We start from the raw sequence: 12,037 nt of genomic DNA, 5'->3' as shown, positions 1-12,037 counted from the left end.
CTGCACCTGGATGGCGCCGGGGGCGCATGGGGGGCACGGGTCGCACGGGCGGCCGGCGGCGGGGAAGGCGCGGGCAGCGGGGGCCCCGAAGGCTGCGCTCGACGAGCCTCCCGTCGAGGGCGAGGCGCCGGAGCCGCGCCGCGAGTACCGCCCCATGCTCGCGACCAAGGGCCGCCCGCTCGACATCGGCGACGACTCCGCCGTCGAGATGAAGTGGGACGGCTACCGCGCGATCGTGCGCGTGCACGACGGCACAGTGACCCTGACCAGCCGGAACGGCAACGACCTCACCCCCGCCTTCCCGGACCTGCACGCCCCGCTCGCGGAGGCCGCCGGCGACGCGGTCCTCGACGGCGAGATCGTCGCCCTCGACGCCCGCGGACGCCCCGACTTCGGCGCCCTGCAGACCCGCGGCGGCCTGACGAAGGCGCGCGAGATCGAGGCCGCCGCGCGCTCGACCCCCGTGCACCTGATGGTGTTCGACCTGCTCGAGCGCGCCGGCGAGGACCTCACCGGCTCCCCCTACTCCGCTCGCCGCGAAGCCCTGGTCGAGCTCGTCGCCGAGAACGAGCGCGTGCACGTGCCCGACGTCTTCGACGGCGACCTCGAGGAGGCGATGGCGACGAGCCTCGCGCTCGGCCTCGAGGGCGTCGTCGCCAAGCGCCGCGACTCCCGCTACCGGGTCGGTGCGCGCTCGGGCGACTGGATCAAGCTGACCCACCACCGCGTCCAGGAGGTCGTGATCGTCGGCTGGCGCCCCGGCGAGGGCGGCCTGCAGGGCTCGGTCGGCTCGCTGCTCACCGCGATCCCCGCCGAGGACGGCCGCCTCGCCTACTCCGGCCGCGTCGGCACCGGCTTCAGCGACCGCGAGCGCCGCGGCCTCGTCGCCCGCCTCGGCGAGCACGAGACCCAGGAGCCCGCCGTCTCGGTCCCGCCGGTCGACGCCCGCGGCGTGCACTGGGTCGAGCCCGTGCTGGTCGGCGAGGTCCGCTACCGCGAGCGCACCTCCTCCGGCACCCTGCGCCAGCCCGTCTGGCGCGGCTGGCGCGCCGACAAGTCCGCGAGCGAGGTCCGCGCGGAGTGACGCCTGCTTGGCGCGAGCGCCCGCCTCCGCCGAGTTGCCCGGAAAAGTCCCCGACACGCCGCATCCGACGACCGATTCGGGCAACTCGTTCCGCGGAGGCCCGCCTGACCCCGAAAGAGGTCGCGCGCAGCAGATTCCGCCGCGGACCATAGGCTTCGGTGGTGATCCGCCGCGCCGCTCCCCTCGCCCTGACCCTCCTCCTTCTCTCGGGATGCGCCTCGACAGCATCCGAGACGACGCCCGCCGAAGCCGGTTCGGAGGCGAGTGAGCCTGCGGCCGCCCCGCTCGACCTCACTGGCACGTGGACCCAGTCGAACAAGAACTCGCCGGACAGCTTCCAGACCGCGACGATCACCGACTCCGCGATCACAGTCGAATGGGTTTCGGACGGGGGAGACACGACCGCCCTCTACTGGGCAGGAACGTACGAGGCACCGACCGACGCCGGGACCTCGTACACCTGGGACTCCCAGAACGACACGACGCAGACCGCGACGGCGATGCTGGCGTCGAGCGACGCGACGAAGACCTTCAGCTACGACGACGACGTCATCAGCTACAAGGTGTCGGCCCTCGGAGTGACGACGACCGTCGAGCTGGCACGCGACTGAGCTCTCGCGGAGCGCGCGCGCGGGTCACTCCTCCCGCGCGTGCTCCGGCAGGGTCCCGAGGCGGTGGCGCCCGCGCAGCAGGTACCAGCCCAGCCCGACCACGACGACCACCGCGACCGCGATCAGCGCGATGTACTGCAGTGCCCCCGCGTCGCCGTAGACCTCGACGCGCGGCCAGGCGAGATTCACCGTCATCGCCGCGCCCCACAGCACCGCGACGACGTTCACCGGCAGCCCCAGTCGCCCGAGCGAGAACGACCCCGTGACGCGCGGCCACTCGCCGCGAAGACGCCGCATGAGCAGCGGCACCGTGACCAGCAGGTAGGCCAGGTAGATCAGCACCACCGCCACGCTCGTGACCGCCGTGAAGATCTCGGGGGTGCCGATGTTCACCGCGAGGATCAGCACCGCGAGCACGCCGATCACGATCGCGGGGGCGAGGGGGGTGCGCCGTCGCGGATCGATCCGCGCGAGCACCGCGCTGCCCGGCAGGGCGTTGTCGCGCGCCATCGCGAAGACCAGCCGGATGCCCGCCGTGTGCACCGCGAGCGCGCAGACCGTGATCGCGACCACGATGCAGAGCAGGAACACCGTGCCCAGCGGCCCGCCGAGCGCCTGCAGCACGATCAGCTGCAGTCCGCCCGAGGCCTCGCCGAGTGCTGGATCGCCGAGGTCGGGCGCCGCGAGGATCCCGAGCAGCAGGATCAGTCCGCCCAGCACGAACGACGCGATCACGGCGCGGAGGATCGCGGCCGGGCCTGTCCTGCGCGGATCGACGGTCTCCTCCGCGAGGGATCCGGCCGTGTCGAAGCCGTACATCACGTAGGCGGAGGCGATGGCCGCGATCAGGAAGGCGCCCGCGTAGCCGCCCGCGTCTCCGTAGCCCGTCGTCTCGAGCAGCACGGTCGGCGGATTCACGACGCTCGCCGCGAGGACGATCACCAACAGCACCGCCGCGATCAGCTCGATCAGCACTCCGGTGCTGTTGATCCGGGCCATCAGCTTCACGCCGACGGCGTTCACGACGGTCGTGAACAGGATGAGGATCGCGCCCCAGATCACCGCGCTGACCCCGAAGCTCGTGCCCGTGCCGTCGCCGACGAGCTGGAAGCCGCTCCAGATCCGCGGCAGCGTCGCCTGGTACGCGAGCACCACGGCCGCGAGCGTCACGACCGACGCCGTGGCCATCATCCAGCCCGCGAGCCAGCCGACCGTCGGGCCCGCGATGCGCTTGCTCCAGTTGTAGACGGAGCCGGCGACCGGGTAGCGCCCGGCCAGCTCGGCGAAGCAGAGGGCCACGGTCAGCTGCCCGGCGAAGACGATCGGCCACGACCACCAGTAGGCGGGCCCGCCGAGTGCGAAGCCGAAGTAGAAGAGCTGGAACGTGCCGGTCAGGATCGAGATGTAGCTGACTCCGGCCGCGAAGCTGCCGAAACGGCCGATGCCGCGTCGCAGCGACGGCCGGTAGCCGAACTCGGCCATGCCGTCGTCGGTCGGGCGCTGGCCGGTCGCGGTCATGGCGGTCTCCTCCTGCGGGGGCGCCGAGCGGCGGCACCTGAGTCTGGCGCGTCGGCGGGCCCTGCGGCGTCCCCCGTTCAAGCCGATGGACCGTTGGACCGTTGGACACATCCTGCGGCTCTGACGCACTCGGACCAGCGGAAAGTGTCGAACGACGAGCGACGGCACCACGCTCGACGCCCGATGGGCCCGCAGCCCCGCGTCGATACCCTCCCCTGCTACGGTGCGGCCGGGGAGAGGGGTCAGCGGATGAGGTCTCGAACGTTCCACGTCGTCGGCACGGTGCTGCTGGTCGCAGTGCGATGAGCGGATGCGCGACCGCAGGCGCCGGAAGCTCCGGCAGCGACAGGATCGCTCCGCCCGACCAGCTGGCGTGCAGCACCTACTACAACCCCGTCAGCGGAGCCGAGAACGATCAGGAGGCCGTCGCGCTCCCCGTCGACCTCGGAGCCTCGGCGACCGCCGCCCACCCCGAGATCACTCTGACCGTCTCCTACCCGAGCGACGCCTACGAGGGGACGTCCGTCTCGATCGCGGCGTCCGACGCGGAGGGTCGCGATCTGATGCGGATCCTGTACCAGCTCGACCCGACGACCGACGCGTTCCGCACGGACTTCACGGGCGGCCACGGCTTCACCGGTCTGCACTACGTCTACAGCGCGGGCGCCGAGCTGCAGTTCTGGTGCGGCGCGTAGTCCGTTCGGGCATCGCGAAACGCCGCCGCATCTCGCACCGCACCCTGAGAGCCGCTCTCACACTTAGGGTAGCCTACCCTCATGCACCCCTCACCGAGACTCCGTTCCGCCCTGCCCCTCGCCGGCCTCGCCGTCGCCGCGCTCGCCCTCTCAGCGTGCTCGTCCGGCGCGTCCGAAGCCGCCCCGGCGACCGCCGAGACCATCGTCGTCGAGGACGCGAAGCCCACCCTCGTCCTCGTCGACGAGGACGGCGAGCAGTCGTACCAGGAGGACCGCGAGACCGCCCGCACGTCGGTCGAGGTGCCCGTCTCCCCCGAGGCCGTCGTCACCTTCGACATCGCCACGCTCGACACCCTGCACGCGATCGGCGCCGGCGACGCGGTCGTCGCGATCCCGGACGCCACCCTCCCCGACTACCTCTCGGAGTACGCCGACCTGCCCAAGGTGGGCACCCTCTTCGAGCCCGACTTCGAGGCCGTCGCCGAGCTCGAGCCCGACCTCATCGTCACGGCGGCGCGCAGCACCGGCCAGTACGACGAGCTGTCCGAGATCGCGACCACGATCGACCTGACCGGCAGCTACGCCGGCACCTTCGACCCCGCCGCCGCCCTCGAGCGCGCGACGCAGCTCGGCGAGATCTTCGAGCGCGAGGACGAGGTCGCCGAGCAGGCCGCCGCGACCGAGGAGCTCGTCGAGTCCATCACCGCGGACGCCTCGGGCACCGCCCTCGTCCTCTCGGTCTCGGGCGGCGAGTACGGCGCCTTCGGCGAGGGCTCGCGCTTCGGCTACTTCTTCGACGGCCTCGGCTTCACCCCCGCGGTCGCCGCGGCCGAGCTGCCCGGTGCCGAGGGCTCCCCGCACGGCGACACCGTCACCAACGAGTTCATCCTGAGCGCCGCTCCCGAGTGGATCTTCGCGTTCGACCGCGGCGCGGCGACCGGCGAGGGCAGCACCGCCGAGCAGACACTCGACAACGCGCTCGTCGCCCAGACGCCCGCCGCGCAGGACGACCACGTCGTGCTGCTGCCCGCGAGCGAGCTCTACATCGTGATCAACGGCCTGACCGCCGTGCAGAACGTGCTCGAGAGCGTGCACGACGCGATGCAGAGCTGACCGGAGCCGCCTCCCAGCGTGAACCGCCCCTCCCCCCGCGCGCTGATCGTCGCGGGGACGGTCCTCGTGGCCGTCCTCGCGACGATCTCGCTGTTCCTCGGCGTCGCCGAGCTCGACGCGTTCGTGCTCGTCGAGAGCCGCCTCCCCCGCACCCTCGCGCTCGTGCTCGCCGGGTCCGCCTTCGCCGTCACCGGCCTGATCATGCAGCTGCTCACCCGCAATCGCCTCGTCGAGCCGGGCACGACCGGAGCGACGGACGCCGCGACCCTCGCCCTGCTCGCGGTCCTCCTCCTCGCGCCCGAGCTGCCCGTCGGAGCGAAGGCCGCGCTGGCCGCGCTCGGCGCCCTCGCCGGCGTGCTCGGCTTCCTCGCGCTCGCGCGCCGCATCCCGTCGCGCTCGAGCGTGCTCGTGCCGGTCGTCGGCATCCTCTACGGCGGAGTGATCGGCGCCGTCGCCGCGTTCGTCGCCTACCGCACCGACACCCTGCAGGAGCTGCTCAACTGGGGCATCGGCGACTTCTCGGGCATCCTCCGCGGCCGCTACGAGATGCTCTGGGTCGCCGCGGCCGCCGCCGCTGTCGCGTGGATCGCCGCCGACCGCTTCACCGTCGCGGCGCTCGGCGAGGACACCGCGCGCGGACTCGGCCTCGATACCCGGGCGGTCATGCTCACCGGCGTCGTCATCATCGCCGCGGTCACCGGAGTGATGATCGTGGTCACCGGCGCGCTCCCGTTCCTGGGTCTCATCGTCCCCAACCTCGTCAGCCGGATGGTCGGCGACAGCATGCGCCGCTCCGTCCCGCTCGTCGCTCTGCTCGGAGCCGCGCTGGTCCTGGTCTGCGACCTCATCGGCCGCACCGTCCGCTTCCCCTTCGAGCTGCCGATCTCGCTCGTGATGGGCGTCGTCGGCGGAGTCGTCTTCCTCCGCCTGCTCATCGGCCCGGCCGACACCGCGCGCCGCCGCAGAAGGAGCGTCGCCCCGTGACGGCGCTGCGCTCCCCCTCCGTCCGCCTCGCCCTGCTGACGGGCGCCGCCCTCGCCGCGATCGCGCTCTACCTGCTCACGGATCTGCCCGGGAAGTGGGAGTACGCCCTGGGCCTCCGCGGCCGCACCGTGCTCGGCATGGTGATCGCCGCCGCGGCCATCGGCGTCGCGACCGTCCTGTTCCAGACCGTCACGGCCAACCGCATCCTCACCCCCGGCATCATGGGCTTCGACGCCGTCTTCCTGATGATCCAGGTCGTGAGCGCGTTCGTGATCGGCCCCACGATCCTCGTCGCCGCCCCTCCGCTCGCGTCGTGGCTGGTGGAGCTCCTGCTGATGGCCGGCATCGTCGTCGCCCTCTACTCCTGGCTGTTCGTGCGCCGCCGGCTCGACCTGCACGTGATCGTGCTCGCGGGCCTGGTGCTCGGCGTTCTGCTGCGCTCGGTCACGTCGTTCCTGCAGCGGCTCCTCGATCCCGACACGTTCGCGATCGTGCAGAACCTGACCTTCGCGAGCTTCACCTCCGTCGACCGCGAGCTGCTGCTGCCGACCGGCCTCGTGGTCGTCGCGGCCATCGCGTCGCTGTGGCCGATCCGCCGCTCCCTCGACGTGCTCGCCCTCGGCGAGGCGACCGCGGTCTCGCTCGGAGTCGAGCACCGCAGGGTCGTGCTGCACACGATCGTCGCGATCGCCCTCATGGTCGCCGCGTCGACCGCGCTCGTCGGCCCCGTCACCTTCTTCGGGCTCATCGTCGCGAACGTCGCCTACGGAGCGGTCGGCCACCGGCACGCGCGCAGCGTCCCGGCGGCGGTGGCGATCGGAGTCGTCGCCCTCGTCGGCGGGCAGCTCGTCCTCGACAGGGTGCTCGGCTTCGGCACCGAGCTGCCCGTCGTCGTCGAGTTCGTCGGCGGCGTCCTCTTCATCCTGCTCGTGCTCACCGGAAGGGCTCGCTGACATGATCCGCACCACCTCGGTCACCACCCGCCACGGGCGGACCCTCGCCGTCGACGACGTCTCGCTCGAGCTCGGCACCGGCCTCACCGCGATCATCGGGCCCAACGGCTCCGGCAAGTCGACGCTCCTCTCCACCATCGGCCGCCTGCTGAAGGCCGAGAGCGGATCCGTCGCCGTCGACGACCTGGACGTCGCGACCACCCGCTCCCGCGACATCGCGAAGCGCCTGGCGATCCTCCGCCAGGACAACCACTTCGCGATCCGCCTGAGCGTCGACGACCTCGTCGCCTACGGCCGCTTCCCGCACGGAGGAACGGGCCGCACCCCCGAGGACCGCGCCCTGGTCGACGCCGCGATCGACGCCCTCGACCTCGGCGCCGTCCGCGAGCGCTACCTCGACGAGCTCTCGGGCGGCCAGCGCCAGCGTGCGTTCGTGGCGATGGCCCTCGCGCAGGACACCGACCACCTCCTCCTCGACGAGCCGCTCAACAACCTCGACCCGCGCCACGGCGTCGTGCTGATGAAGCTCCTGCGCCGTCTGGCCGACGAGAGGCGGATGACCGTGGTCGTGGTCCTGCACGACATCAACGTCGCCGCGCAGTTCGCCGACGACATCGTCGCGATCCGCGACGGCCGCGTGGTGCACCACGGCCCGGTGGCCGAGGTGCTGACGGCGCCGCATCTCGAGGCGCTCTACGACACCCCCGTCGCGGTCGAGCCGATCGCGGGCCGGCACGTCGTGCTCTGGCTCTGAGACCTCTCAGACGGGCGGCGCGGGTGGATCCTCGACCGGCGCTTCGGGGAGCATCGCGGCGAAGTAGGCGCGCATCGCGGCTTCCATGTCGCGGGTGGGGTCGATCAGCCACTGCAGCTGCAGTCCGTCCCAGGTGGCGACCAGGATCTCGGCGAGACGCTCGACGTCCCTCGACGGATCGATCCGCCGTGCCGCCTGATCCACCCGGAGGGCGTCGCGGTACGCCCCGACCGTCGAGCGGTACCGGTCGACGAACCACTGGTGAGCCGGATGGTCGGTCGAGGACGCTTCCGCGGCGAGCATCGCGAGGATGCGCAGTAGCTCCGGTCGCTGGAGGTTGAACCGGACGAGTCGCATCGACGCGATCACGACACCGAGCTCGCGGCAGTCGTTCTCGAACGACACCAGTCCCGTCTCGTTCGCCCGCTCGAGCACGGCCTCCAGCAGGATGTACTTCGATCCGAAGTGGTGGACGACGCTGGTGAGGCTGAGGTCCAGCTGGCGCGCGATGTCACGGAGCGACCCGCCGTGATACCCCCGTGCCGCGAACACCGTCGTCGCCGCTTCGATGATCTCCTGCCGGCGCTGAGCCGTCTTCGCGTAGGGGCCGCGCGGGCGGGCACGCTCGGTCTGCTCCATCAGACCAACCTAGCCGCCCGAGCGCGCGCCGCTCCGAGAGCGGAGGAGCGCCGCGAGGAGCGCGGCACCCCTCGCCCCGGTCACGGCAGCGTCGAGGCGAGCCGCTGCCGCTGGGCCCGCCGCTCCCGTTGGGCGGAGGGATCCGGAATCGGCGCGGCGAGCAGCAGCTGCTGCGTGTACGGGTGCCGTGGATGCTCGGTCACCGCGGCGGCGTCGCCCTGCTCCACGATGGTGCCGCCCTGCATCACCGCGACCTCGTGAGCGATGTAGCGCACCACGGCGAGGTCGTGCGTGACGAAGAGGTACGAGACTCCTGTGCTCGCCTGGATGTCGATGAACAGGTCGAGTACCCGGGCCTGGGTGGTCAGGTCGAGGGCCGAGACGGGCTCGTCGCAGACGATGAGCTTCGGCTGCAGGGCGAGCGCACGCGCGATGGCGATGCGCTGACGTTGGCCACCGCTGAACTCGCGGGGCAGCCGGTCGGCCGAGTCCGCGGGGAGGCCCACATCGGACAAGAGCGATCGCACCTTCCTCCGCGCCTCGGCCTTGCCCGTACCGGACGCCCACAGCGGCTCGGCGAGGATCTGCTCGATCGTCATGCTCGGGTTCAGCGACGTGTACGGATCCTGGAACACGACCTGGATATCGGCCGCGAGCGCACGGCGGCTCCGATGGTGCAGGTGTGAGACGTCCCTGCCCTCGAACAGGATCGAGCCGCCGGCGACCGGAGCGAGCCCGAGGATCGCACGGCCCAGCGTCGTCTTCCCGGAGCCGGATTCGCCGACGAGGCCGAGCGTGCGTCCGGGCTCGATCGCGATCGAGACGCCCGACAGGACCGGCACGGGCTTGGCGAGAGCGGTGCGCCCGGGGTAGCTGACGGCCAGGTCCCGCGTCTCGATCAGCGCGGTCATCGCGCCACTCCGTCCACGGCGTCCCGCTCACGACGGGGCGGGCGGCTCTCGAGGGTCGAGCCGAGGAGCGAGCGGCTGTACGGGTGGCGCGGATGGGCGAAGAGCTCGTCCACGGTGCCCGTCTCGACGATCCGGCCCTGCTGCATCACGGCGACGCGGTCGCAGATGTCGGCGACGACGCCGAAGTTGTGCGTGACGAGGAGCATCCCCATCGTCCTCTCCTTCTGAAGGTCGCGGAGGAGGTCGAGGACCTCCGCCTGCACGGTGACGTCGAGCGCCGTGGTGGGCTCGTCGGCGATGAGGAGCTCGGGGTCGCACGAGATCGCCCCCGCGATGAGCACGCGCTGAGCCATCCCGCCCGAGATCTGGTGGGCGTACGAAGTGAAGGTGTGACGGGGGTCGGCGATCCCGACGCGGTCGAGCAGATCGAGCGCGCGGGCCTTCGCCTCCTGTCTCCCCAGCCCGAGTCGGCGGCGCATCGGCACGACGAGCTGATGCCCGATGGTGAACGACGGATCGAGGTTCGACATCGGCTCCTGCGGCACGTAGGCGATCGTCGTCCCTCGGAGGGCCCGCAGGTCACGGTCGTCGACATCAGCCATCTCGTGCCCGGCAACGCGCACGGAGCCTCCGAGGATGCGGGCGGTGGGCGGGAGGAGACCGAGGATCGCGAAGGCGGTCTGCGACTTGCCGGAGCCGGACTCGCCGACCAGACCGACGATCTCGCCCCGGGCGATACTGAGGTCGACGCCGCTGACGACGACCTTCTCGGCGCCCTGCCCGTCGGGGTAGCCGATGCGCAGGTCGCGCACCGACACCAGCAGGTCGCCCTCGGGCTCGACAGCGTCGACGGCGGGGGCGTGAGAGGTGCGGATCGCCTCCGTGGTGAGCCGCTCCTGCGCTCGCGTCCGCACCGGTGCGGTGTCCTCGAGCGCGTCGCGCAACGCGTTCGCGAGGAGGCTGAGCGAGCCGATCGTCAGGCCGATAGCGAGACCGGGCCAGACGACGTTGAGCGGCGCGCTGTAGATGTTGAGGAACGCGTCATTCAGCATCCCGCCCCAGGTCGGCGACGAGGGGTCGCCGAGGCCGAGGAACTCCAGGCCCGCCTGGATGGCGATGCCGGCCCCGACGGTGTTGGCGCCGACGATGATCAGCGGTGCCCGCACGGCCGCGAGGACGTGACGGGTGACGATGCGGGTGTCGCTCAGGCCGGAGACCCGCGCCGCGTCGACGTAGAGCTCGTTGCGCACGCCGCGGACGACGGTGCGCACCAGCCGGTAGATGAACGGCGACACCAGGATCCCGAAGGCCGTCATGGCGATGCTCACGTTCGGACCGAAGACGGCGAAGAGGGCGACAAGAAGGATCATCGCCGGCAGCGCCATGATCACGTCGGTGACGAAGTTCAGGGACGAGTCGACCCAGCGCCCGACGTAGCCGGCCAGGAGGCCGCCCGCGAGTCCGAGCGAGAGGGCCACGACCGCCACGATCACGCCGGCGAACAGCGTGAGCCTGGCGCCGGAGAGCAGCCTGCTCAGGATGTCGCGGCCCGATCCGTCTCCGCCGAGCAGGTAGTCGGCGTTCGGCGCCGAGTTCACCTGCGAGAGGTCGGCGAACGCCGGATCGTTCGGGGTGATCCAGGGAGCGAGCAGCGCCGAGAGCACGATCACCGCGAGGATCCCGGCCGAGATCAGGCCGAGCGGATTGGCGACGAAGCGACGCAGGGCCCCGCGACGCGCGGGCGGACGACCGTCGACAGCGGAGCTGGGGTCGATCACTGCGGTCATCGTGCACGCACCTTCGGGTTGAGCCAGGCATTGACGAGGTCGATCAGCAGGTAGATCAGCACGACGAGCACCACGACCACGAGGACGACGCCCATGATGATCGGCACGTCACCCTGCAGCGCCGCCGATACCGTGAGGCTGCCCAGGCCGGGCAGGGCGAAGACCTTCTCGATCACGACCGCTCCGCCGATCAAGCCGATGAACTGGAGCCCGAGCAGCGTCAGCCACGGGGCCGCAGCGTTGCGCAGGGCGTGGACGTAGAGGATCTCGCGCCTGGAGAGACCGCGGGACCGCAGGGTGCGGATGTAGTCCTGGCGCAGCACGTCGATCATCGAGCTGCGGACGATCGAGGCGACCGACAGCCCGCCGAAGGCGAGCGAGGCGACCGGGAGGACGAGTCCCAGGAGCCAGGCGCCCGGGTCGTCCGCGAACCGCGTGTACCCGGTGGCCGGGAACAGGGGGATCGTGATCGCGAACCCGATCACGAGGACGAGCGCGAGCCAGAAGTTCGGGATGCGTTCGCGATCACGTTGAAGACCTGGACGACGCGGTCGATCCACCCCCGTCGCACCGCCGCGAGCACTCCGAGCAGCGCCGAGAACACGGCGACGACCAGGACCGCTCCGATCACGACCGACAGCGTGACGGGCACGCGGTTGGCGAGCGCGTCGGTCACCGGCTGGTTGTTGTAGAAGGAGCTGCCCAGATCACCCGTGAGGACGCCGCCCAGCCAGTCGAGGTACTGCCGCCAGATCGGCAGGGTGAGCCCGAGCTCTTCGGCTCGCTGCCGGACGGACTCCTCGGTGGCGGTCTGGCCGAGGATGTTGCGGGCGATGTCGGCGCCGCTGGAGTAGACCAGGAAGAACGTCACGACGGAGACCGACAGGATGAGGAGGATCCCTGCGATCAGCCGGCGCGCGATGAATGCGACCACTGTGTGCCTCTCTTCGGTTCGCTCCCGCAGGGGCCGGTCGCCCGGCCCCTGCGG

At 71.5% G+C, this 12,037-nt stretch carries 13 protein-coding genes; 7 read left to right on the top strand and 6 right to left on the bottom strand.

Annotated features, from left to right (window positions below; translation table 11 throughout):
* The first annotated feature begins 154 nt into the window (after window positions 1-154).
* Window positions 155-1,084 (top strand): non-homologous end-joining DNA ligase, encoded by a 930-nt coding sequence (gene ligD, locus B0T42_RS14555; RefSeq protein WP_094742771.1) that lies wholly within the window; start codon window positions 155-157, stop codon window positions 1,082-1,084.
* A gap of 161 nt (window positions 1,085-1,245) precedes the next feature.
* Window positions 1,246-1,695 carry a hypothetical protein gene (locus tag B0T42_RS14550; protein ID WP_236720310.1) on the top strand — a complete coding sequence of 150 codons (450 nt, stop codon included), beginning with the start codon at window positions 1,246-1,248 and terminating at the stop codon, window positions 1,693-1,695.
* A gap of 24 nt (window positions 1,696-1,719) precedes the next feature.
* On the opposite strand, the gene B0T42_RS14545 is transcribed toward B0T42_RS14550, so the two are convergent.
* Window positions 1,720-3,213, bottom strand: coding sequence for an APC family permease (locus B0T42_RS14545; RefSeq protein WP_077223750.1), 1,494 nt, complete (start codon window positions 3,211-3,213; stop codon window positions 1,720-1,722).
* 302 nt (window positions 3,214-3,515) lie between these two features.
* On the opposite strand from B0T42_RS14545, the gene B0T42_RS14540 reads away from it, so the two are divergent.
* From B0T42_RS14540 to B0T42_RS14520, 5 genes are all read left to right on the top strand, one after another.
* The gene (locus tag B0T42_RS14540; RefSeq protein ID WP_077223749.1) at window positions 3,516-3,908 is read left to right on the top strand and encodes a hypothetical protein; all 393 of its coding nucleotides are present in this window, start codon (window positions 3,516-3,518) and stop codon (window positions 3,906-3,908) included.
* 81 nt (window positions 3,909-3,989) lie between these two features.
* Window positions 3,990-5,021, top strand: coding sequence for a siderophore ABC transporter substrate-binding protein (locus B0T42_RS14535; protein ID WP_077223748.1), 1,032 nt, complete (start codon window positions 3,990-3,992; stop codon window positions 5,019-5,021).
* Between the two features lie 18 nt (window positions 5,022-5,039).
* Window positions 5,040-6,005, top strand: a complete 966-nt coding sequence (locus B0T42_RS14530; protein WP_201788552.1) for an iron chelate uptake ABC transporter family permease subunit — start codon at window positions 5,040-5,042, stop codon at window positions 6,003-6,005.
* Window positions 6,002-6,958, top strand: coding sequence for an iron chelate uptake ABC transporter family permease subunit (locus B0T42_RS14525; protein ID WP_077223747.1), 957 nt, complete (start codon window positions 6,002-6,004; stop codon window positions 6,956-6,958). The genes B0T42_RS14530 and B0T42_RS14525 overlap by 4 nt, the downstream gene beginning before the upstream one ends.
* 1 nt (window position 6,959) lies before the next feature.
* Window positions 6,960-7,712, top strand: coding sequence for an iron ABC transporter ATP-binding protein (locus B0T42_RS14520; RefSeq protein ID WP_077223746.1), 753 nt, complete (start codon window positions 6,960-6,962; stop codon window positions 7,710-7,712).
* Between the two features lie 6 nt (window positions 7,713-7,718).
* Here B0T42_RS14520 and B0T42_RS14515 read toward each other — a convergent pair whose 3' ends face one another.
* The 5 genes from B0T42_RS14515 to B0T42_RS21490 form a co-directional block, all read right to left on the bottom strand.
* The gene (locus tag B0T42_RS14515) at window positions 7,719-8,351 is read right to left on the bottom strand and encodes a TetR/AcrR family transcriptional regulator (RefSeq protein ID WP_077223745.1); all 633 of its coding nucleotides are present in this window, start codon (window positions 8,349-8,351) and stop codon (window positions 7,719-7,721) included.
* An 80-nt stretch (window positions 8,352-8,431) separates the two neighbouring features.
* Window positions 8,432-9,262 (bottom strand): ATP-binding cassette domain-containing protein, encoded by an 831-nt coding sequence (locus B0T42_RS14510; RefSeq protein WP_077223744.1) that lies wholly within the window; start codon window positions 9,260-9,262, stop codon window positions 8,432-8,434.
* Window positions 9,259-11,049, bottom strand: coding sequence for a dipeptide/oligopeptide/nickel ABC transporter permease/ATP-binding protein (locus B0T42_RS14505; protein WP_077223743.1), 1,791 nt, complete (start codon window positions 11,047-11,049; stop codon window positions 9,259-9,261). The genes B0T42_RS14510 and B0T42_RS14505 overlap by 4 nt, the downstream gene beginning before the upstream one ends.
* Entirely contained in the window at window positions 11,046-11,534 is a 489-nt protein-coding gene (locus tag B0T42_RS21495; protein ID WP_236720309.1) for an ABC transporter permease, read from the bottom strand. The genes B0T42_RS14505 and B0T42_RS21495 overlap by 4 nt, the downstream gene beginning before the upstream one ends.
* Window positions 11,531-11,983 (bottom strand): ABC transporter permease, encoded by a 453-nt coding sequence (locus tag B0T42_RS21490; protein WP_236720308.1) that lies wholly within the window; start codon window positions 11,981-11,983, stop codon window positions 11,531-11,533. The genes B0T42_RS21495 and B0T42_RS21490 overlap by 4 nt, the downstream gene beginning before the upstream one ends.
* Window positions 11,984-12,037 lie beyond the last annotated feature (54 nt).

The sequence above is a fragment of the Rathayibacter rhapontici genome (assembly GCF_001995175.1).
Classification (GTDB): Bacteria; Actinomycetota; Actinomycetes; order Actinomycetales; family Microbacteriaceae; genus Rathayibacter.
This window is presented reverse-complemented; position numbering and strand designations above follow the sequence as displayed.